Source organism: Oerskovia sp. Root918 (genome assembly GCF_001428945.1).
In the GTDB taxonomy this organism is placed as follows: domain Bacteria; phylum Actinomycetota; class Actinomycetes; order Actinomycetales; family Cellulomonadaceae; genus Oerskovia; species Oerskovia enterophila.
In genome coordinates this window covers 108,598-130,272 of sequence record NZ_LMJG01000013.1, presented here as the reverse complement: position 1 = coordinate 130,272, position 21,675 = coordinate 108,598, and the positions used below count along the sequence as shown (strand labels likewise).

At 72.2% G+C, this 21,675-nt stretch carries 20 protein-coding genes and 1 pseudogene; 5 read left to right on the top strand and 16 right to left on the bottom strand.

Translation table 11 applies throughout. The annotated features are described in order from the left end of the window. Positions 1-46 precede the first annotated feature (46 nt). Entirely contained in the window at positions 47-1,879 is a 1,833-nt protein-coding gene (gene sdhA, locus ASE27_RS11740; RefSeq protein WP_056650310.1) for a succinate dehydrogenase flavoprotein subunit, read from the top strand. Beyond that, the gene (locus ASE27_RS11735; RefSeq protein WP_056650307.1) at positions 1,879-2,652 is read left to right on the top strand and encodes a succinate dehydrogenase iron-sulfur subunit; all 774 of its coding nucleotides are present in this window, start codon (positions 1,879-1,881) and stop codon (positions 2,650-2,652) included. Before sdhA ends, ASE27_RS11735 begins: the two co-directional genes overlap by 1 nt. Positions 2,653-2,740: 88 nt before the next feature. Here ASE27_RS11735 and ASE27_RS11730 read toward each other — a convergent pair whose 3' ends face one another. The 7 genes from ASE27_RS11730 to sigE all read right to left on the bottom strand — a co-directional run bounded on the left by ASE27_RS11730 (position 2,741) and on the right by sigE (position 9,346). Next, complete coding sequence (locus ASE27_RS11730) at positions 2,741-3,802, bottom strand: YihY/virulence factor BrkB family protein (RefSeq protein WP_082608861.1); 1,062 nt, start codon at positions 3,800-3,802, stop codon at positions 2,741-2,743. Between the two features lie 29 nt (positions 3,803-3,831). Then, entirely contained in the window at positions 3,832-4,383 is a 552-nt protein-coding gene (locus ASE27_RS11725; protein ID WP_056650301.1) for a 2'-5' RNA ligase family protein, read from the bottom strand. Then, the gene (gene trpS / locus ASE27_RS11720) at positions 4,383-5,420 is read right to left on the bottom strand and encodes a tryptophan--tRNA ligase (protein WP_056650298.1); all 1,038 of its coding nucleotides are present in this window, start codon (positions 5,418-5,420) and stop codon (positions 4,383-4,385) included. Before trpS ends, ASE27_RS11725 begins: the two co-directional genes overlap by 1 nt. A 70-nt stretch (positions 5,421-5,490) precedes the next feature. Then, complete coding sequence (locus ASE27_RS11715) at positions 5,491-5,865, bottom strand: twin-arginine translocase TatA/TatE family subunit (RefSeq protein WP_056650295.1); 375 nt, start codon at positions 5,863-5,865, stop codon at positions 5,491-5,493. Between the two features lie 9 nt (positions 5,866-5,874). Beyond that, on the bottom strand, positions 5,875-7,716 hold the full coding sequence (locus ASE27_RS11710; protein ID WP_082608860.1) for a S1C family serine protease: 1,842 nt from the start codon (positions 7,714-7,716) through the stop codon (positions 5,875-5,877). Further along, entirely contained in the window at positions 7,713-8,711 is a 999-nt protein-coding gene (locus ASE27_RS11705) for a zf-HC2 domain-containing protein (protein ID WP_056650292.1), read from the bottom strand. Before ASE27_RS11705 ends, ASE27_RS11710 begins: the two co-directional genes overlap by 4 nt. Next, positions 8,708-9,346, bottom strand: a complete 639-nt coding sequence (sigE, locus tag ASE27_RS11700; RefSeq protein WP_056650289.1) for an RNA polymerase sigma factor SigE — start codon at positions 9,344-9,346, stop codon at positions 8,708-8,710. The genes ASE27_RS11705 and sigE overlap by 4 nt, the downstream gene beginning before the upstream one ends. 218 nt (positions 9,347-9,564) lie before the next feature. Between sigE and ASE27_RS11695 the strand changes: the two genes are divergently transcribed. Further along, positions 9,565-10,215: an O-methyltransferase gene (locus tag ASE27_RS11695; protein WP_369800608.1), complete on the top strand. Its 651-nt coding sequence runs from the start codon at positions 9,565-9,567 to the stop codon at positions 10,213-10,215. A 124-nt stretch (positions 10,216-10,339) separates the two neighbouring features. Here ASE27_RS11695 and ASE27_RS11690 read toward each other — a convergent pair whose 3' ends face one another. From ASE27_RS11690 to dapE, 6 genes are all read right to left on the bottom strand, one after another. Beyond that, a complete protein-coding gene (locus tag ASE27_RS11690) occupies positions 10,340-11,965 on the bottom strand; it encodes a M17 family metallopeptidase (protein WP_235535427.1) in 1,626 nt (541 codons plus the stop codon). Positions 11,966-11,971: 6 nt separating this feature from the next. Next, positions 11,972-12,139: a DUF3117 domain-containing protein gene (locus ASE27_RS19810; RefSeq protein WP_064506638.1), complete on the bottom strand. Its 168-nt coding sequence runs from the start codon at positions 12,137-12,139 to the stop codon at positions 11,972-11,974. 161 nt (positions 12,140-12,300) lie between these two features. Continuing rightward, positions 12,301-13,650 carry a hypothetical protein gene (locus tag ASE27_RS11685; RefSeq protein WP_157257568.1) on the bottom strand — a complete coding sequence of 450 codons (1,350 nt, stop codon included), beginning with the start codon at positions 13,648-13,650 and terminating at the stop codon, positions 12,301-12,303. Further along, the gene (folP, locus tag ASE27_RS11680; RefSeq protein ID WP_082608917.1) at positions 13,647-14,507 is read right to left on the bottom strand and encodes a dihydropteroate synthase; all 861 of its coding nucleotides are present in this window, start codon (positions 14,505-14,507) and stop codon (positions 13,647-13,649) included. Before folP ends, ASE27_RS11685 begins: the two co-directional genes overlap by 4 nt. Positions 14,508-14,671: 164 nt before the next feature. Then, the gene (locus tag ASE27_RS11675) at positions 14,672-15,490 is read right to left on the bottom strand and encodes a TIGR00730 family Rossman fold protein (protein ID WP_056650280.1); all 819 of its coding nucleotides are present in this window, start codon (positions 15,488-15,490) and stop codon (positions 14,672-14,674) included. 42 nt (positions 15,491-15,532) lie between these two features. Further along, positions 15,533-16,639 carry a succinyl-diaminopimelate desuccinylase gene (gene dapE, locus ASE27_RS11670; RefSeq protein WP_056651330.1) on the bottom strand — a complete coding sequence of 369 codons (1,107 nt, stop codon included), beginning with the start codon at positions 16,637-16,639 and terminating at the stop codon, positions 15,533-15,535. A gap of 110 nt (positions 16,640-16,749) precedes the next feature. Between dapE and dapD the strand changes: the two genes are divergently transcribed. Further along, a complete protein-coding gene (dapD, locus tag ASE27_RS11665; protein ID WP_056650277.1) occupies positions 16,750-17,733 on the top strand; it encodes a 2,3,4,5-tetrahydropyridine-2,6-dicarboxylate N-succinyltransferase in 984 nt (327 codons plus the stop codon). 1 nt (position 17,734) lies between these two features. After that, the gene (locus tag ASE27_RS11660) at positions 17,735-18,745 is read left to right on the top strand and encodes a hypothetical protein (RefSeq protein ID WP_235535426.1); all 1,011 of its coding nucleotides are present in this window, start codon (positions 17,735-17,737) and stop codon (positions 18,743-18,745) included. A gap of 128 nt (positions 18,746-18,873) precedes the next feature. Here the strand turns inward: ASE27_RS11660 and ASE27_RS11655 are convergent, their stop codons facing one another. From ASE27_RS11655 to ASE27_RS20925, 3 genes and pseudogenes are all read right to left on the bottom strand, one after another. Next, on the bottom strand, positions 18,874-20,172 hold the full coding sequence (locus ASE27_RS11655; RefSeq protein ID WP_056650274.1) for a citrate synthase: 1,299 nt from the start codon (positions 20,170-20,172) through the stop codon (positions 18,874-18,876). Between the two features lie 251 nt (positions 20,173-20,423). Then, the gene (gene dapC, locus ASE27_RS11650) at positions 20,424-21,557 is read right to left on the bottom strand and encodes a succinyldiaminopimelate transaminase (RefSeq protein WP_056650270.1); all 1,134 of its coding nucleotides are present in this window, start codon (positions 21,555-21,557) and stop codon (positions 20,424-20,426) included. Positions 21,558-21,578: 21 nt separating this feature from the next. After that, a pseudogene (locus tag ASE27_RS20925) lies at positions 21,579-21,675 on the bottom strand (ferredoxin); the annotation flags it as partial.

The window sequence follows — 21,675 nt, the reverse complement described above, 5'->3', positions numbered from 1 at the left end:
CAGCCCCCGTCCCCCTTCCCACTCGTCACAGGAGGCATCGACACCGATGCAAACCCATCAGTACGACGTCGTCATCGTCGGAGCAGGCGGCGCCGGCATGCGCGCGGCGCTCGAGTCGTCCGGCAAGGTCCGCACGGCGGTCATCTCGAAGCTCTACCCCACCCGGTCCCACACCGGCGCGGCGCAGGGCGGCATGTGCGCCGCCCTCGCGAACGTCGAGGAGGACAACTGGGAGTGGCACACGTTCGACACGGTCAAGGGCGGCGACTACCTCGTCGACCAGGACGCCGCGGAGATCATGGCCAAGGAGGCCATCGACGCGGTCCTCGACCTCGAGCGCATGGGTCTGCCGTTCAACCGCACGCCCGAGGGCAAGATCGACCAGCGTCGCTTCGGCGGTCACACCCGCAACCACGGTGAGGCCGCGGTGCGCCGCTCGTGCTACGCCGCGGACCGCACGGGTCACATGATCCTCCAGACGCTCTACCAGAACTGCGTCAAGCAGGACGTGGAGTTCTTCAACGAGTTCTACGTCCTGGACCTCATCACGGACCACGACCTCGCCGCCGAGGACGTCCCCGACGGCGAGACGGTCAACGCGACCGGCGTCGTCGCGTACGACCTGGCGACCGGCGAGATCCACGTCTTCCAGGCCAAGGCGATCATCTTCGCCACGGGCGGCGCGGGCAAGATCTTCAAGACGACCTCCAACGCGCACACCCTCACGGGTGACGGCATGGCCCTGGCCTACCGTCGCGGCCTGCCGCTCGAGGACATGGAGTTCTTCCAGTTCCACCCGACAGGTCTCGCCGGGCTCGGCATCCTCCTCTCGGAGGCGGCCCGCGGTGAGGGCGGCATCCTGCGCAACGGCGAGGGCGAGCGCTTCATGGAGCGCTACGCACCCACCATCAAGGACCTCGCACCGCGTGACATCGTCGCGCGGTCGATGGCGAACGAGGTCCGCGAGGGACGCGGTGCCGGGCCGGACAAGGACTACGTCCTGCTCGACCTGACGCACCTCGAGCCCGCGCACATCGACGCCAAGCTGCCGGACATCACCGAGTTCGCGCGCACGTACCTCGGTATCGAGCCCTACACCGAGCCCGTGCCCGTCTACCCGACCGCGCACTACGCCATGGGCGGCATCCCGACCAACGTCGGCGGCGAGGTCCTCCGCGACGGTCACAACGTCGTCCGCGGCCTGTACGCGGCCGGCGAGGTCGCGTGCGTCTCGGTGCACGGCTCCAACCGCCTCGGGACCAACTCGCTCCTGGACATCAACGTGTTCGGCAAGCGGGCGGGCCGCCAGGCCGCCGCGTACGCCGCGACCGCCGAGTACCGCGAGCTGCCGGAGAACCCCGCGGCCGCGGTGATCGCCCAGCTCGACGAGATGCGCAACCGCCCCGACGGCGAGCGCGTGGCCGACGTCCGCAAGGCGCTCCAGGAGACCATGGACGCCAACGCGCAGGTGTTCCGCACGGGCGAGTCGCTCAACCAGGCGCTCTCGGACATCCGCACCCTCCAGGACCGCTACCGCAAGGTCTCGGTCCAGGACAAGGGTCGTCTGTTCAACACCGACCTGCTGGAGGCCATCGAGCTCGGCTTCCTCCTCGACATCGCCGAGGTCACGGTCATCGCGGCCATCAACCGCAAGGAGTCGCGCGGTGGTCACTACCGCGAGGACTTCCCGGACCGCGACGACGCCAACTACATGCTCCACACGATGGCCTACCGTCGCCCCACGGCTGCCGGCGACACCGCCGACGGGCACGTGGAGGGATACTTCGACCACGTCGAGGAGTTCGATTCCTACAAGATCGTGCTGGGTTCCAAGCCCGTCACCCAGACCCGGTACGAGCCCATGGAGCGTAAGTACTGATGACTGCCACACTCGAAGCCCCTGCCGGTTCGGAGAAGACCGAGGTCGGCGCCGTGCCCTCCTTCGAGGTCACGATCAAGCTCCGCCGCTACAACCCCGAGTCCGAGCACGGTGAGGACGCGTACTGGGAGGAGTACACGGTCCTGGCCCACGGCACGGACCGCGTGCTCGACGCGCTGCACAAGATCAAGTGGGAGCACGACGGCTCGCTGACCTTCCGTCGCTCGTGCGCCCACGGGATCTGCGGCTCGGACGCGATGCGCATCAACGGTCGTAACCGACTGGCCTGCAAGACGCTCCTCAAGGACGTCAACCCGGACAAGCCGATCACCGTCGAGCCCATCAAGGGCCTGCCGGTCATCAAGGACCTGGTCGTCGACATGGAGCCGTTCTTCGCCTCCTACCGCGAGATCATGCCGTTCCTCATCACGTCGGGAAACGAGCCGAGCAAGGAGCGCCTGCAGTCTGCCGAGCAGCGCGAGCGCTTCGACGACACCACGAAGTGCATCCTGTGCGCGGCGTGCACGTCCTCGTGCCCCGTGTTCTGGACGGACGGCCAGTACTTCGGCCCGGCCGCGATCGTCAACGCGCACCGCTTCATCTTCGACTCGCGCGACGACGGTGCGACCCAGCGCCTGGAGATCCTCAACGACAAGGAGGGCGTGTGGCGCTGCCGCACGACCTTCAACTGCACCGAGGCGTGCCCCCGTGGCATCGAGATCACCAAGGCGATCCAGGAGGTCAAGCGCGCGATGATCACCCGCGCGTTCTGACGCCCTACGAGCACTGCCCGACGGCGGTCCCCGGCTCCGGCCGGCGGGCCGCCGTCGTCGTTCGCGGGCCTGAGCTGAGCCGCGGCGCTCAGACCTCGGCGTGCACCCGCGGCTCCCGGCCTCGGCGCACCCCGCGCACCAGGGGGCTCCAGGGATACCCGTACCCGGCCCCTCGTCGGACCTCCGCGTCGAGCCGCTCCTCCTGCTCGGCCTCGGCCTGCGCGCGCAGCTCCTCGACCGTCGGCTGAGCGGGCGGGTCGGCGATCCAGGCCGCGACCATGAGCAGGATCCGGGTGACGAAGTTCGCGAGGAGCAGGATCGTGACGAACGTCGCGAACGAGCCCAGCAGGGCGTTGCGGGACGAGCTGCCGACGATCACGCTCGTCCCGAGGTAGCGCAGGACCCCGAAGGCCGCTGCGGCCGCCATGGCCCCGATGTACAGGTCCTTGCGGGGCGGACGTACTCCCGCCACGAAACGGATGATGAGCAGGACCACGAGCGCGTCGAAGACCAGGCCTACGAGGATGCCCGCCACGGGCACCAGGACCGAGGCGAGCGCCCCGTCCCCGAAGAGCGTCGCTCCCACCGTCTGGACGACCACCGTGGCCGCTGCCGAGATCACCACGCTCAGCCCCAGGACGGCGAACCCGCCGAGCTCGCGCAGCTTGGAGAGCACCGGGTTCTGTCCCACGTTGGTCAGCGAGAACATGGCACGTGTCGAGGTGCGCAGCGCGGCCATGAACGACACGGCGCTGAAGAGCAGCACGAACACCGCGACGACGCTCGAGACGCTCAGTCCCGAGTTGATGATCAGGTCGTCGGGCGAGAGGATGCCGCTCCCGTTCGGGGTCGTCTTGATGAGCCCCGGGATCGCCTTGTCGATCTGGGCGAAGATCTCGTCGCGCAGCTCCTCGCGGTTGCCCAGGAAGGCCATGAAGGCGGTATAGAAGATCGTCAGGCCCGCGAACAGAGAGAACAGGGCCGAGTAGGCCATACCGCCGCACAGGAGAGCCCCCCGCTGGACCCCGTACTGCGCGAGGGCCCGGGCGGGCCGGGTCGTGTTCCACCAGGCCTGCACCGCCTTGGCCCGGGTCGTGAGCCGAGCCACCAGGCCGGGAGCCTCGTCGTCGGTCGTCGTGGGAGAAGTCATCGCCCGAGCCTAGGAGAGGAACCCCCGACTCACCCGTCCGACAGACCGGAGAGCTCGAACCGGCGAGCCGGACGCCAGACCCCGTCGTCTCCGTGCTCGTAGAGATAGATGCCCGTGACGTCGAACGCGGCCTCGAACCCCGCCATCTCCTCGAACGCGAGGTCCAGCGCCTCGTCGTCGACCTCGTGGGCGACCGTGACGTGCGGGTGATAGTTGAACCGGAGCTCCTGGTCCAGCACGCCCGAGCGCACCGCACCCTCGAGCTCCTCGCACTCCGCGATGCCCTGCGCGACGATCACGAAGACGACGGGCGACACGGGACGGAACGTCCCGCTGCCTCGCAGGATGACCCGGAACGGCGCAGCATGCGCGGTCACGCGCTCGAGGTGCGTGTACACGTCCTCGAGGGCCGACTCGTCGACGACCGTCGGCCCGAGCAAGGTGATGTGCGGGGGGATGTCCCCGGCGAAGGGGTCGCCGAACGCGGCGCGAGCCTCCTGGAGCGCAGGGCCGAACGGCTCGGGGATCTCGATCGCGATGCCGATCCGCACCTGCGACGGACCGCGCTCGGGCAGGTTCATCAGCGGGTCCGACGAGCCGGCAGCAGACCGACGCGGTCGTAGATGCGGTCCAGGGTGGTCTGGGCGAGCCCTCGCGCACGCTCGGCCCCGCGGGCCAGGACCGCGTCGAGCTCGGCCGGGTCGGACAGGTACTCGTTCGCCCGGGCCTGGAACGGCGTGAGGAAGTCGACGACGACCTCGGCCAGGTCCACCTTCAGGTGCCCGTACCCCTTGCCCTCGTAGTCGGCGGCGATCGCCTCGACCGGACGGGAGGTCAGGGCCGAGAAGATGGTCAGCAGATTGGAGATGCCCGGCTTGCTCGCCGGGTCGTAGCGGATCTCGTTGTCCGAGTCGGTCGCCGCGGAGCGGATGCGCTTGGCGGCGGCCTTGGGGTCCTCGAGCAGCCAGATGACGCCCTTGCCGCCCGACGACGACTTGCTCATCTTGGCGGTCGGTTCCTGCAGGTCGTAGATCTTCGCCACGGCCTTGACGATGTGGGGCTCGGGGACCACGGCGGTGTCCTCACCGAACCGCGAGTTGAGGCGCTCCGCGAGGTTGCGGGCCAGCTCGAGGTGCTGACGCTGGTCCTCGCCCACGGGTACGAGCGCCGCGTCGTAGAGCAGGATGTCCGCGGCCATCAGGACCGGGTAGGTGAAGAGGCCCACGGTCGTGCCGTCGGTGCCCTGCTTCGCGGACTTGTCCTTGAACTGGGTCATGCGACCCGCCTCGCCGAAGCCCGTCTGGCACGACAGCACCCAGGCCAGCTCGGCGTGCTCGGGGACGTGCGACTGCACGAACAACGTCGAGGTCTCGGGGTCCACTCCCCCGGCCAGGTACTGCGCCGCGGTGCGACGGGTACGCTCGCGCAACTTCGCGGGCTCGGGGTTGACCGTCAGGGCGTGCATGTCCACGACGCAGTAGATCGCGTCGTACGACTCCTGCAGCGCGACCCATTGGCTCAGAGCCCCGATGTAGTTGCCCAGCTGGAGCGAATCCTCCGTGGGCTGCATCCCCGAGAAGATGCGTGGACGCCGTTCACCGGGAACCTCGTTGACCATTGCCCCATTCTGACAGGTCGACGTGCGTCGACCGAATCCGGGTCGGTCGCCGGGACGCCGGACCCTGCGCTCAGGTCGCCTCGTCGTCGAACGGCGCCGGGACGCGCACTCCGTCCGCGTCCACGGGCGCGGGAGGCGGGGGCGGGACGGGCGACGCGCTGCGGGGCCGCGAGGACGTGCCCAGCAGGTCGTCGTCGTCGAGCAGCGCCTCGCGGACGATCCGTCGGGGGTCGTACTGACGAGGGTCCAGCTTGGACCAGTCGACGTCACCCACCTCCGGACCCAGCTCCTCGTCGACGCGCGACTTGGCGTCCTTGAGGAAGCCGCGGGCGGTGCGGACGAACGCGCCGAGCTGCTCGGCATAGCGGGGCAGTCGCTCGGGACCGATGACGATCACGGCGACGACGAGGAGGACGACGAACTCGGCGCCGTTGATACCGAACACGCGGTCAGACTACTCGCTCGTGGCTTCGTCGAGCACAACGCGGACGTCGCGCTCGGCGTCGCCCGTGCGCACGCGCAGCGTCACGGTGTCTCCCGGGGCCTTCGCGCGGATCGCCACGATGAGCTCGTCGCTCAGGCTCACGGGCCTCCCGTCGATCGCGAGGATGACGTCCCCGGCCTGGATCCCGGCCTCGTCCGCCGGACCTCCCGCGGTCACGGGCGACTGCCCGCCCTGCGGTTCGGTCGTGACCTGGACGCCCTCGCCCTGGTAGCGCGAGTCGAGCAGGACCCCGATCACGGGGTACGTGGCGGTGCCCTTCTCGATCAGCTCCTCGGCCGTCCGTCTGGCCTGGTCGGAGGGGATCGCGAAGCCGAGGCCGATGCTGCCCGTCGCGCCACCCGTCCCGGGCGGCTGCGCGATCGCGGAGTTCACGCCCACGACCTCGCCCGCTCCGTTCACCAGCGGGCCGCCCGAGTTCCCCGGGTTGATGGCCGCATCCGTCTGGATCGCGTTGATGAACGCGGTCTCGGCCGAGTCGCCTGCCGCGACGGGACGGTTCAGCGCGCTGACGATCCCGGTCGTGACGGTCCCGTTGAGCCCGAGCGGGGCACCGATCGCGACGACGGGGTCCCCCACGACCACGGCGTCCGAGTCGCCCAGCACGAGCGGGACCAGACCTGCCTCGTCGACCTTCACGACCGCGAGGTCGTAGTCCGCGGTCCGACCGACGATCGTGGCCGGACGTTCGCTGCCGTCCGCGAAGAGCACCGTGACCTTGCCGCCGTCCGCGCCACCGGCGACCACGTGGTTGTTGGTGAGGATGTAGCCGTCCTCACGGATCACGAAGCCCGAGCCCGTCGAGATCCCGTCCGCGCCCTCGACCTGCAGCGACACGACGCTCGGCAGCACGGTCGCCGCGATCGCCGCGACCGAGCCCGCGGGACGCTCTGCCTCGGGGGCCGTGCCCGCGAGCGGGAGCGACGCGCTGACCGGGCGACGCTGGGTGCCGTCGACGATCCGGTCGGCCGCGATGCCACCGACCGCGCCCGCCACGAGGGCGAGCGCAGCGATGCCGGCGACCGCGCCGGTACCGATGCGGCGTCGGGGCTTCTGCGCCGGCGGAGGGGGCGGGGCACCCCAGGGCTCGACCGGCGTCGTGGGGCCGTGCGGGTCGGCCTCTCCGGGCGGGCTTCCCGCTCCCGGATACGCCGGCTGCGGCGGGGCGGTTCCGTGCTGCGCAGGCCCACCCGGCGTGGCCGTGGCGTGCTGGTACGCGGCGGCGTACGGGTGCTGCCCGTCCGGTGACTGCGGGGCATATCCCGGGAGGCCCGGACGGGCGACGGGCAGTGCGCCCAGGGGCGCTCCGTACGGGCGCGTGTCGTGCGGGCCGGGCGGAGGGACGGGGCTCGCACCCGGCGCGACGGGGCTCAGGGGTGCGGTCGCCGTGGACCGGAACGCCGACGGCGGAGCGAAGGGGTTGGGAGCGGCCGGAGGCTGCACGGGGGCAGGGCGAGGCACCAGGACCTCCTCGGTGCGCTGCTCTCCCCCGGGCGTGGGCGTCTGCTCCGAAGGGGCGCCGGACGCCAGGGCCGACGGCTCACCGCCTGGCTCGCGATCCGACGCAGGAGCGTCCGGTGCCCCGGCTGCCACCTGCGCCTCGGCCGTCGACCGCCCCGTGGGGGCCTCAGGGGCGTCCGCCTGCGGGGTCGACGCCCGCTCGGGCGAGGACGGAGCAGCCTCGACCGTGGCGGGGTCGCTCGCGGTCTCGGAGGCCTGCGAGGGCGAGGGCACGTGAGGCTGCGCAGCGGGCTGCGGCTCGGCGGGGTCCAGCGCTGAGTCGTGTGCGGTCATGGGGTGCCCAAGGCTCCTGTCATGGTCGTCCATCCCCGGGAGATGCGGGCCGGGACCCCCTCGTCGAAGTCGTGCGCGGGGAACGTCGCCACGAACGAGGCGAGGACGTCCTTGCTCACCTCTGCCACGACGTCGATCACCGTGTCCCCAGCCTGCCACACCAGGTGAGGCGGCTCGTCGGACAGGACGTAGACGGCGCGCCCCTCGAAACCCTCGGAGCGCGAGAGGGTGGACGTGTCGAGCCGACCGACCTGCTCCCGGACCACGATGGTCCCCTCGGGGCCCGTGAGGTCCACACGGAGCACGTCGCGCTCGGGTCCGACGAGCTGGACCGAGGTGACGTCGAACCCGTCCAGGATCCCCGTCGGGCTCGTCCACCCGTGCTCGGCCATCCAGGCGAGCGCGGTCGAGTCCGCGAGGTCCACGCTGCCGGCACCGTCCTCGCCGCCCGCGGCGCCCGAGACCTCCGGCAGGACGGGGACGAGGGCCACCTCGGTGGCCCCTGCCGCCATGGCACCGCCGGCCTCTGCCAGCACCGTCAGCGGCGACGCCACGTGCCGGTCCGGCACCACGACGGGCCGGTCACCGAGCGTGAAGAGCGCGACGGCCAGCACGGCGACCCCGCTCGATGCCGCGACGAGCACGCGACGGGAGCGGCGGCGTCGGGCATGGGCGGCGATGTCTCCCGTGAGCGCGCAGCTCAGCGCCCCCGCCTCGGGAGCGGGCGCCCACGGGTCGCGCGCCGCCGGCCCCTTGCGCAACGGGTCGCCCTCGGCGTCGGGGATCTGGGCCGAGAGCGCGAGGAGCCGGGAGGTCAGGTCCGTCGTCGGCAGGACGTCCCGCGCGCACGACAGGCGCTTGCGGACCGCACGCGCGACCGCGAGCTCGGCGGCGCACTGGTCACATCCCGCGACGTGCGTCAGTGCCCGCTCGCGCGTCGCGGGCGGGAGCTGGTCGTCGGCCAGCGCGCTGATGAGGGTCCCGAGGTGCGTCATGGTCCCCCCGGTGCGGTGCGGGTCCCGAGTGCCGTCAGCTCGTCGACCGCGACGTCCCCGGACGGTGCACCGTCCGTGGCGGCACGCTCGGACGGGTCACGGTGCGGCAGGGCCGCACGCAGCTGCGAGCGCGCGCGGTGGATGCGCGAACGCACCGTGCCGAGCTTGATGCCCAGCGTGACCGCGATCTCCTCGTAGCTCAGACCCTCGATGTCGCACAGCACGACCGCCGCCCGGTACTCGGGCGACAGGGCGTCGAGCGCACGCTGGACGTCGTGGTCGAGGTTCGTGTGCTCGTACCCGCGCTCCGGGTGCGTCATCTCCCCCGTGGCCGCGTACTGGGCCGAGTCCTCGCCCATGGCCTCCATACGGATGCGCTGCTTGCGCCGCACCTGGTCCAGGAACAGGTTCGTGGTGATGCGGTGCAGCCACCCCTCGAAGGTTCCCGGGGTGTAGCTCGACAGCGACCGGAAGACGCGGATGAACGTCTCCTGGGTCAGGTCCTCGGCGTCGTGCTGGTTCCCGGTCAGGCGGTACGCCAGCCGGTACACGCGCGCGGAGTGCTCCCGCACGATCTGGTCCCACGAGGGGGGCGTCCAGGGCTGGGCACTCACGTCACTGCTCACACGGTCCATTGTCCCCGTACAACGCGGTGCGTCGCGCATCCGTTCCCGACGTCGCACGGACGTGCGCACCACGTCCACGAAACCTCCCCCGGACGTGGGCTCATCCAGCGCCACGGAGCCCGCGGGCCGGTACGATCGCCTCACCTGCACCGCGCAGGACGGCAGCACCGCAGCAGTCCGTCCGGGGTTCCCCGGAGACGCGCGGTGCCCGAGACCAGGAGGGCCCTATCACCACCGACATCGGCCGGACCAACGCCAAGGCGTCGAGCTGGACCTACTGCGAGGAGTTCGTGCCGGAGGACGACGTCCTCCTGCGTGCTCGCGAGCGTGCCGCCGAGCTGGGTTGCCCCGCCGTCCTGCCAGGCGTGGGAGCAGTGCTCCAGGCGCTCGCGGCCGCCCTGGGCGCCCGCTCGGTCGTCGAGATCGGCACCGGTACGGGTGTCGCGTCGCTCTGGCTCCTGCGCGGGATGCCCGAGGACGGCGTCCTGACGACCATCGACGTCGAGGTCGAGCACCAGCGTGCCGCCAAGGACGCGTTCGCCGAGGCCGGGATCCGCGCCACCAGGACCCGGACCATCCCCGGCCGCGCGAGCGACGTCCTGCCCCGGCTCACCGACGGCGCGTACGACCTGGTCCTCGTCGGCGCCGACCGTCACAGCTACCCCGAGTACGTCGAGCAGGCACTGCGTCTCCTGCGTCCCGGCGGCATCGTCGCGGTCGACGGCGCGCTCGTCGGTGACCGCGTGGCGGACCCTGCCCGGCGCGACGAGATCACCACGATCGTGCGCGAGGTCGGTCGCTCGCTGCGCGCCGACGACCGCGTCCTGCCCGCACTGATCCCGAGCGGCGACGGACTGCTCCTCGGCGTGCGCCGGTAGCGCACCGTCGCCTCCCGCGGCGCTCCGCACGCAGCCGCGCGAGCGTGAGCACGACGAGGGCCCCTCACCCGCCGAACGGGTGAGGGGCCCTCGTCATGTGCCCGGCAGGTCGCCGGGGCCGGCCTCAGCGGAGGTCGGTGAGGTACCGGAGCAGGAGGCGCGCCCCGTACCCCGTCGCCCCCTCGGTGACCTCGTGCCGCGACGCCGTCGCCCGTGCCGGGCCGGCGATGTCGAGGTGGACCCAGGGCAGCCCTCCCGTGAACTCCCGCAGGAAGAGCGCGGCCGTGATGGATCCGCCACCCCCGGCCTCGAGCGGCACGTGCCGCAGGTCCGCGACGGTCGATCGCAGCGCGGACGTGTAGTCCTCGACGAGCGGCATGTGCCAGACCCGTTCGCCCGTCGCTGTCGCAGCGGCCTCGAGGCCGGCCACGAGCTCGGGAGCGGTCGCATAGAGAGCCGCGTGACCCCGCCCGAGCCCGACGCTCGCCGCGCCGGTCAGGGTCGCGACGTCGATCAGCAGGTCCGGCGCGAGCTCGGAGACCGCGTAGCCGAGCGCGTCCGCGAGGACGAGTCGCCCCTCGGCGTCGGTGTTCGCGACCTCGACCGTGCGTCCCGAGTAGGTGCGCAGCACGTCCCCGGGACGGTAGGAGTCCGCGCCGAAGTGGTTCTCGGCGAGCGGGAGGACCGCGGTGACCTGGTGCCGCACACCGGCCTCTGCCGCGCCGAGCACCACGGCCAGCGCGACGGCGGCTCCCGCCATGTCCGTCTTCATGGGCACCATGGCCTCGCGCGGCTTGATCGAGAGCCCGCCGGTGTCGTACGTGATGCCCTTGCCGACGAGGACCACGTGCTGCTCGGCGTCCTCCGGCGCGTAGGTGACCGTCACGAGCCGGGGAGGGCTCGCCGAGGCAGCACCCACGGCCAGGAGACCGCCGAAACCCTTCGCCGCGAGCTCGCGCGGACCGAGGACTGCGGTCTCGAGGCCGGCGGCACCCGCGAGGTCGATCGCCTGCTGGGCGAACCAGGCCGGGTCCTTGATGTTGGACGGGGTGTTCGACAGGTCGCGCACGAGCCAGGTCGCGCTCGCCGCGATCCGAGCAGCGAGGATCTGCTGCTCGGCTCCCTCTCCGAGGAGGACGAGCTGCTCGGCGGCCGCATGCGGGTCCGGAGCGGGCCCGCGCACCTTGCGGCTCGGGGCGAGCCCGCCGAAGCGTGGCGTGCGGTAGGCCGCGAGCAGGTACCCCTCGACGAACGCCGTGACGCCGCTGGGGGTGGCGTCGGCCGTCGCGGCGCTCACGACGCGCTCGAGACCCCGCGTCGCCCCGGCCAGCGCCGCTCCCGCACGCCGGAGCTCGAGGTCGGAGCCTGCGCCGATACCGAGCAGAACGATCGTGGACGGGAGACCCGCCCAGGGCAGCGGGTTGGCCGCTCCGGCGTGCGTGCGCGGCAGGTCGACGGTCGTGACCTCGCCGGCCGCGCCCCGGAAGCTCGAGCCTCCGGAGCGGTCGGCCAGCTCTGCGAGGTCGATCCCGTAGCGCGCGGCCGCGTCCACGGTCCCCGCACGCGGCTGCAGCCCGTCCTCCTCCTCGAGAGGAGGGGCCACGGCCACCACGAGGGCCGAGACCGCGTCGTCCGTCAGGAACGGGCAGTCCAGGACGGTCCCCGGCGTCTCGACCACCTCAGGGAGGTGGCGGGGAGCTCCCCCGACAGGAGGAAGGTCCAGGAGCGGCTGTGCGTCGCGCGCGGTCAAGGCGTCTCAGCCCACGACGGCTTGGAGCGCCTCGCCCAGCTCGCTGGCCTCGGTCGCGTTGAGCTCCACCACGAGTCGACCGCCACCCTCGAGCGGGACACGCATGACGATGCCGCGGCCCTCCTTGGTGACCTCGAGCGGGCCATCCCCCGTACGCGGCTTCATCGCAGCCATTGTGGGCTCTCCATTCCGTAGTCCAGTACTGCTGTGGTCGGCGCCCCGGCAGGGTGGCAGCACGTCACCGCGCCGACCGCCCGAGGACGCCCGTGCACCATTCTAGTTCACCCGTGCGACACGCCGTCGCGGCAAATGCGCAGATCGTGACCTGGTTGCCGCTAGGGCGGCCATCCGCTCGGCGGGGTGAGCCTCCACAGGCCCCAGACCCACCAGGCCTGCCCCGCGACGCACGCTGCGACGCACCCCCAGAACCACCACCGCGACCGGGTCCACCCGAGCGTCACGGCTCCGAGCGGGAACGCGAGCAGGAGGAACCGGACCAGGCTCGTCCAGGGCTCGATCACGGCGACGAGGTATCCCAGGTAGGCGAGCGGCCACACCTGGAGCTCAGGGCCGAGCCGGCGCGCGACGGGGCTCAGGCCCACCGCGGCCACGGCGGCCAGGACCGCCACGAGGACCCAGGGGCCGGCGCTGCCGAAGAGCATCTGCGAGACCTGGACCCAGGGCACGAACGGGACGACCGGTCCGGTCCCACGCCAGGCCTCCTGCGTCAGGAAGTAGGCGTCGGGTCGACCGGTCACCAGGCCGCACAGGACCTGCCACACGAGTCCGCTGAGCACCGTGACGACGAGGAGCCCCCCGATGCGGGCGACGTCGCGCCAGGGCACCGCCACAGGACCAGCACCCGGCTCCCGCCCGACCACGCGCCTGGCGCGCCACCACACCCTCCCCCGGACCACCGCGTGCCACGCGACGACCAGGGCGAGCGGCAGCGCGACGGCACGGCTGAAGCCGAGCAGCACGACCACGAGCCCCGCCCACTCGTAGCGGCGCGCCCACACCAGGTACAGCGCGCCGGCGATCAGCAGGAGCGCGAGGGCCTCGGTGTAGGCCACCTGGAGCACGACCGACGAGGGGAAGACGCTCACGAGCGCGACCGTGGCGAGCGGGAGGCCCGGACGGCGCGCCACGGCGAGGCGACCGGCCCGCTCGACCAGGCGGTGGATCACGAGCATCGCCCCGGCGCCGCACACCAGCGCCACGGTAGGGGCGACGACGTCCCATCCCAGGCCGGTGACCTGCTGCACGGCCCGCACCAGGAAGGGGAAGAGCGGGTAGAACGCCCAGACGTTCTGCTGCACCCGCCCGTCGCCCCCTACGGGCAGCTCGGCGGGGTACCCGTTCTCGGCGATCTGCTGGTACCAGGACGCGTCCCACATCCGCCCCGTCCACGCGGAGTACGACGGCGCCGCGTCGGTCCAGAGGTTGGCCTCCTGCGAGCGCGCGACGACCAGGAGGATCACCGCGGTGACGAGCCGCGCCGCGGCGTAGACCGCGAGCACCTGCACCCACCACGTCCACCGTGCGGGCGCCCGGAGGACTGCCAGGAGCGCGGAGTCCCGCCCGGACCGTGCGGCGTCGCCCGCGGCCGGTGGGGCCGTTGCCCTGGCCCCGGGCCGGGTCGCGCGCTCGTCGCCGGGTCGCTGCCCCGCGGCAGGCTCGCTCACGCGAGCCCGCGCAGCGCGACCGCCGGTGGCGCGTCGCCCCGGATCGCGGCCACGGTGTCCAGCGTCCGCCGTGTGGCCGCCACGTCGTGGGCGCGGAAGACCCGGGCGCCGAGCCACGCGGCGACTGCCGTCGCGGCGAGCGTCCCCTCGAGCCGCTCGTCGGCCGGGAGATCGAGCGTCTCGCCCACGAAGTCCTTGCGGGACAGCGCCATGAGCAGCGGGAAGCCGAGACCCGCGAGCGCCTGGGTCCGGCGTACGAGGTGCAGCGAGTGCCACGTGTTCTTGCCGAAGTCGTGCGTCGGGTCGACGAGCACAGAGGCCGCGGGCACCCCGCACGCGACCGCACGCGCGGCAGCCGCGGTGAGGGTCGCGACGACGTCCTGCACGACGGCGTCGCGAGGGTCGTCCGGCCGGGTCGCCGCGCCGTCGTCCTCGTGGGACCGGTAGGCGACCCGGAACGGGTCCGTCCGCGGCGTGGCGCCGCCCGTGTGGGAGCACACGACCCCGACGCCGAGCTCACCCGCGACCTCGACCAGGCGTGGGTCGTGCCCTGCCCAGGTGTCGTTGATGAGGTCCGCACCGGCCAGGGCCGCCTCGCGCGCGACCTCGGCTCGCCAGGTGTCGACGCTCACGAGGAGGTCGGGGAAGTCGGCCCGCACCCGTTCGACGAAGGGCACGACCCGACGGATCTCCTCGGCCGGTGTGACCTCGGGCCCGGTCCCGGCACGCACTCCCCCGACGTCGACGATCGCCGCGCCCTCGGACCACGCCCGCGCGACGGCCTCGAGCGCGGCGCCGTCGTCGAGCTGTCGCGCGGGCGCGTAGAACGAGTCCGTCGTCCGGTTGACGATCGCCATGACCACGGGGCGTACGGGGCGACCCGGCACGCTCTCGTCGACCCCCACCTCCCGCCCCCGCAGGACGAGCGGAGCGCACTGCGGGGGAACCGGTGCGAGGGGTCCGGTCGAGGACGGGTCGGCGCCGGTCGACCGGCCCCCCGGCGCCGGGGTCGCGGCGCCGGTCACCGGTCGCCGGCGGCCCGCTGCTGGGCGGCCGCGGTCTCCTCGACGGACTCCCGTTCCTCGGCGCGGAGCTCCGCGCCCCGCTCGCACACGTACTCGACGGCCTCGGCCGGGTCGTCGCACAGGTACAGCAGGTCGAGGTCGTGCGCGCTGATCATGCCGCGCCCGGCCACGGTCGTCCGCGCCCAGTCGAGCAGGCCCTGCCAGTACTCGGTGTCAACGAGCGCGATGGGGAACTCGGTGACCTTGTGCGTCTGGACCAGGGTCAGCGCCTCGAAGAGCTCGTCGAACGTGCCGAACCCGCCCGGCAGCACCACGAAGCCCTGCGCGTACTTGACGAACATGGTCTTGCGGGCGAAGAAGTACCGGAAGTTCACGCCGAGGTTGACGTACTTGTTCATGCCCTGCTCGAACGGGAGCTCGATCCCGAGGCCGATCGAGAGTCCGCCCGCCTCGTTGGCGCCCTTGTTGGCGGCCTCCATGATCCCGGGGCCACCACCCGTGATGACCGCGAGGTCGCGCTCGGCGAGGAGACGGCCGACCTGCTCGGCCAGTGCGTAGTCCGGGTGGTCGGGACGCGTACGCGCCGATCCGAAGACCGACACCGCCGGGCCGACCTCGGCGAGGGCACCGAAGCCCTCGACGAACTCGCTCTGGATCCTCATGACCCGCCACGGGTCGCTGTGCACCCAGTCCGCGCTGCCGGCGGTGTCCAGGAGGCGCTGGTCGGTCGTCTGCTGGGGGATCTGCTCGCCCCGCAGCAGCACCGGCCCCTTGCGGTAGCCGGTGCCTGCCTGGGGAACTCCGTCGTCGCTCATGCTCTCGAGCCTAAGCGTTCCCGGGACCCGTGGCGGGGACGATCAGCGGGTGAGCCACGCGTGCAGCGCGTCGTGGCACAGCGCGAGGTGCCCGACCGGGCAGCGCTCGTCGTCCTTGTGCGCGAGCACGGGGTCGCCGGGGCCGAAGTTCACCGCCGGGATCCCCATCTCGGCGAAGCGCGCGACGTCCGTCCAGCCGTACTTGGGGGCAGGCGCCCCGCCCGTGAGCTCGAGCACCGTGGCGGCGAAGTCGGCGGCGATCGGATCGTCGAGCCCGGGGCGCGCACCGTTGGCGGCGTCGGTGACGACCACCTCGAATCCGGAGAAGAGGTCGCGGACGTGCGCCTCGGCGTCGGGCAGCGAGCGCGAGGGCGCGAAGCGGTAGTTGACCGTGACCACGCACTCGTCCGGGATGACGTTCCCCGCGATGCCACCGCGAATGCCGACCGCGTTCATGCCCTCGCGGTAGACGAGCCCCTCGACCTCGATCGACGCGGGCTCGTAGGCCGCGAGGCGGTCGAGCACGACCGACGCCGAGTGGATCGCGTTGGAGCCCATCCACGCCCGCGCCGAGTGCGCCGTGACCCCGGGGACGCGGACCTCGACCCGCAGCGTCCCGTTGCAGCCGCCCTCGATGCCAGCGGCCGTGGGCTCGCCGAGGATCGCGAAGTCGCCCTGGAGGAGCTCGGGGTGGTTGCGGGCCAGGCGTCCCAGACCGTTGAGGTCGGACGCGACCTCCTCGAGGTCGTAGAAGACCCACGTGACGTCCTGGGTGGGGGCCGTGAGCGAGGCAGCGAGCGCGAGCTGGATCGCGACCCCACCCTTCATGTCGACCGTGCCGCGCCCCCAGACCTCGGCCTGGGCGCCCTCGCCGACGAGGCGGGTGGGCAGGTTCGGCGGGTCGGTGAGCGGGACCGTGTCGATGTGCCCGGCGATCACCACGCGGCGCGAGCGCCCGAGGTGCGTGCGGGCGACGATCGCGTTGCCGTCACGCACGACGTCCAGGTGCGCGAGCGGTCGCAGCGCGGCCTCGACCGCGTCGGCCAGGGCCCGCTCGTCCCCGCTCACGGACGGCACGTCGCACACCGCGCGGAAGAGCGCGGTGAGGTCGCCGTCGAGGTCGAGCCGGATCGCCGGTGCCGACGACACCGGCGGTGCGGTCTGGTCGGAGGACTGGTCGGGAGTCTCGTCGCTGGTCACACGCAGACCCTACCCGGACAGTTCACCCCCCGGCCTGGAGTGACGGATAGGGTGAAGGCATGACTTCAGCGACTCCCACCGGCGCCGCAACGGGCCCCCGCACCGCCTGGGCCTTCGGCCTCGCCACCGTGACCGACGAGGGCGCCGTCCTCGACGTCTGGTACCCGTCCCCCGTGCTCGGGGAGGCCCCCTCGGACGAGACCGTCCCCGCGTCGCTCGACGCGCTGACCGAGCACGACGAGGCGCGTCGCGTGGACGTCGTGGTCGTGCGCACCGTGATCGACCTGGACGCCGCACCGTCGGGCGCAGCGGACGCCTACCTGCGCCTCCACCTGCTCTCGCACCGCCTCGTGGCCCCCCACGGCCTCAACCTCGACGGCGTGTTCGGCGCTCTCGCCAACGTCGTCTGGACCAACCACGGCCCGTGCGCGGTCGAGGGCTTCGAGGAGACGCGCCTGCGCCTGCGCGCTGCGACGGGCCAGCCGGTCCAGGTCCTCGGGGTCGACAAGTTCCCCCGCATGGTCGACTACGTGGTTCCGTCGGGCGTGCGCATCGCCGACGCCGACCGCGTGCGCCTGGGCGCGCACCTCGCGGCGGGCACGACCGTCATGCACGAGGGCTTCGTGAACTTCAACGCCGGCACCCTCGGCACCTCGATGGTCGAGGGCCGCATCTCGGCAGGCGTGGTCGTGGGCGACGGGTCGGACATCGGCGGCGGCGCGTCCATCATGGGCACGCTCTCGGGCGGTGGCCGCGAGATCATCTCGATCGGCCAGCGCTCGCTCCTCGGCGCGAACGCCGGGCTGGGCATCCCGCTCGGCGACGACTGCGTCGTCGAGTCCGGGCTCTACGTGACCGCGGGCACCAAGGTCACCCTCGTGGGACGCAGCGGTCCCGACGGCGGGCCCCTGGTCGTCAAGGCCCGCGACCTGTCGGGCCAGGACAACCTCCTCTTCCGCCGCAACTCCCTCACGGGCGGTGTCGAGGCGGTCTCGCGCACGGGCGTCGGGATCGAGCTCAACGCCGCGCTGCACGCGAACTGACATGTCCTCCGTCTTCGGCGCCCCGGGCCACCAGGGTGCCCCGTCCGCTCCTGGGCAGGGGGACACGAGCCCCCGCGCCCAGGGGCGGGACCCCCGTCGGCGTCGGCACCGCCCCCTACGCCTCGCCGTCACGGTCGTGACCGTCCTCGCGGTCGCGAGCGCCGGGGTCGTCATCGCGCTCAACCGGCTGACCGACCACACGCCCGTCGCCGAGCGCTGCTCGGCCGAGGCCGACGGGCAGGCCTGGCACCTCTCGCCGGCCCAGGCGGACAACGCCGCCCTGATCGCCGTCACGACGGTCCGTCGCGGCATGCCCGCACGTGCCGCGACCATCGGCCTGGCGACGGCGCTGCAGGAGTCCCGGCTGCTCAACATCGACTACGGGGACCGCGACTCGATCGGGCTGTTCCAGCAGCGGCCGTCCCAGGGCTGGGGAACCATCGAGCAGATCATGGACCCCGTCTACTCGACCACCGCGTTCTACGACGGCCTCGACACGGTGGACGGCTACGAGGACCTCCCGGTGACGGTAGCGGCCCAGGCCGTGCAGCGTTCCGGCTTCCCCGACGCCTACGCGCAGCACGAGTCCAGGTCACGCGCGTGGGCCTCGGCTCTGACGGGCAACTCCGAGGGCACCCTCTCGTGCGAGCTCGTCGCGGTCGATCCGGCCACGCTCGTGAGCGTCGCGGACTCGAACGAGGCCCTGAGGACGCGCGTCGTGCGCGACCTCGGAGACCTGCCGGTCACGGTCGAGGGGGCGAGCACCGTGGTGGACACCGCACCGCTCACGGGCGTCGCGTCGGAGGCTCGCCGGACCGGGTGGGCCGTCGCCCAGTGGGCCGTCGCGAGCGCTGACGCGACGGACGTCGTCCGGGTGGACGTCGGTGACAGCACCTGGACCCGCGAGGACCCCGTGTGGACGCCGTCGAGCGACCTGCCGGCGGACGAGGCCGGCGCTGCCCTCCCGGTCGGCCAGGTACGGATCACGGTCGCCACGTCCGACGAGGGGTGAAACCCTCGCGCGCCGCGGCGGTCGGGCGGAGCGGTCGCGCTCGTTCCTGGCGAGCGTCCTGCATACGACGACGGCGCCCCGCACCGAAAGGTGCGGGGCGCCGTCGTCGGTGCTCGTGATCGACGAGGTCAGCGACCGTCGACCGGCAGGTACGGACGCTCGGTCGCGCCCGTGTAGACCTGGCGCGGACGCCCGATCTTGGTCTGCGGGTCCTTCATCATCTCGCGCCACTGCGCGATCCACCCGGGCATGCGGCCCAGGGCGAACAACGGGGTGAACATGGCCGGCGAGAAGCCCATGGCCTTGTAGATCAGCCCGGTGTAGAAGTCGACGTTCGGGTAGAGCTTGCGCTCGATGAAGTAGTCGTCGTTGAGCGCGATCTCCTCGAGCCGCAGCGCGATGTCGAGCAGCTCGTCCTTCTTGCCGAGGGTCGAGAGCACCGCGTCGGCCTTGGCCTTGACGATCGCCGCGCGCGGGTCGTAGTTCTTGTAGACCCGGTGCCCGAAGCCCATGAGGCGGACACCGTCCTCCTTGTTCTTCACCTTCTTCATGAAGGTGTCGACGTCGAAGTCGCTGTTCTGGATCTTGTCCAGCATCGACAGGACGGCCTCGTTGGCACCACCGTGCAGCGGACCCGAGAGCGCGTTGACGCCCGCGGCGACCGACGCGTAGAGGTTGGCGTGGCTCGAGCCCACGACGCGCACGGTGGAGGTCGAGCAGTTCTGCTCGTGGTCCGCATGCAGGATGAGGAGCTTGTCGAGCGCGTCGACCACGGTCGGGTCGGACTCGTACTTCTCGTAGGGCGTCGCGAACGTCATGCGCAGGAAGTCGTCGACGTACCCGCGCGAGTAGTCCGGGTAGAGCAGCGGCTCGCCCACGGCGCGACGGTGCAGGTAGGACGTGATGGTCCGCGTCTTGGCGAGGAGCAGGACCGTCGCGAGCTCGACCGTCTCGTCGTCGAACGGGTCGAGCGACTCCGGGTAGAACGTCGACAGCGCGTTGATCGCCGAGGACAGCACCGCCATGGGGTGCGCATTGCGAGGGAACGTCCCCATGAACGTGCGGAAGTCCTCGTGCACCAGGGTGTGGCGGTTGACGCGCTCGACGAACGCGTCGAGCGTGGGCCCGTCCGGGAGCTCGCCGTGGATCAGGAGGTAGGCGACCTCGAGGAACGTGGACTTCTCCGCGAGCTGGTCGATCGGGTACCCGCGGTAGCGCAGGATCCCCGCGTCGCCGTCGATGTACGTGATCTCAGACTCGCACGAGGCGGTGTTCATGAACCCGGGGTCCACGGTGACGAGCCCGGTCGACTTGAGCAACGAGGACACGACGATGCCGTCGTTGCCCTCGGTCGCTGCGACCACGGGCAGGTCCTGGCTCGATTCGTTGACGACGAGCCGAACGGTCGCCTGCTGGGTGGTGGTCATGTCTTCCTTCCTTGCGCGCTGCCGCTCCCCCTGCGGGTGGCTGCGCGTGTCTTCCGTGGTGTCGCCGCGAGATCGCCACCTGTCCGGCCGAGCCGTCGGTGGCCGAAGTGTCGGACAGCGTTGGCCTGGGTCGACGGTACTCGCTTCACCCACACGTGACCAATCTGGAACGGTCACACAACCGACACTCGCCTGTGATGCGGGTCACAGGCGAGAACGAGGCGCAGTTCGCCCAACAATCGACAGGTGGGTCACACCGCGGTCAACCGGGCCGCCGCCTCGTGCACCCGCTCGTCGCTCGCGGTGAGCGCCACGCGGACGTGACCCGCCGCCGTCGGGCCGTAGAAGGCCCCGGGACCCACGAGGATGCCGAGGTCCGCGAGAGCCCCTACGGTCTGCCAGCAGTCCTGGTCCTCCGCCGCGCCCGCGGGGCGCGACCAGAGGTACAGACCCGCCTGCGACCCGTCGACCTCGAGTCCCGCGTGCCCCAGCGCAGGCAGGAGCACGTCCCGACGTCGCCGGTACACCTCGCGCTGCGCCGCGACGTGCGCGTCGTCCGTGAGGGCCGCGACCATGGCCGCCTGGACCGGTGCCGGCACGATCATGCCCAGGTGCTTGCGCGTCGTGAGCAGGTCGGCGACCACCGCCGGGTCGCCCGCGACGAACGCGGCCCGGTACCCCGCGAGGTTCGACTGCTTGGACAGCGAGTACGCGGCGAGCAGGCCCTCGTTCGAGCCACCGCTCACGCGTGGGTCCAGGATGCTCGGCACGCCGGAGCTCGCGAACGGCTCCTCCCACGCGAGCTCGGCGTAGCACTCGTCGCTCACGACGACCGCGCCGATCTCCCGGGCGGCCGCGACCACCCGCGCGAGCTCGTCGACCCCGAGGACCTCACCCGTCGGGTTGCCCGGCGAGTTGACCCAGACCAGACGCACGTCGTCGCGACCGGTCCAGTCCTCGACCCGGTCCGTCGCGAGCGGGGTCGCCCCGGCGAGCCGGGCACCCACGTCGTACGTGGGGTACGCGGTGGCCGGGTGCACGACGACGTCCCCCGGGCCGAGCCTCAGCAGCGACGGCAGCAGGCCCACGAGCTCCTTGGAACCGACCGTCGGCAGCACGGCGTCCGGGTCCAGCCCGGGCACCCCGCGACGCCGCGCGAACCAGTCGACAACGGCCTCGCGGAGCGCGGGCGTGCCGTGCGTGGTCGGGTACCCGTGCGCGTCACCGGCGGCGGCGAGCGCGTCGCGGACGACGGCGGGGGTCGGGTCGACCGGCGTGCCGATCGAGAGGTCCACGATCCCCCGCGGGTGCTGACGGGCGCGCTCGGCGAACGGCGTGAGCGAGTCCCACGGGTAGGCGAGGCCACCCAGGCTGGCGAATCCCATGGTGTTGTCCGGCCTCCGGGCTCAGGCCTGGGGGGCCAGGGCAGCGATCATCGGGTCGTCCTTCTCGATCATGCCCATCTTCGCCGCACCACCCGGCGACCCCAGGTCATCGAAGAAC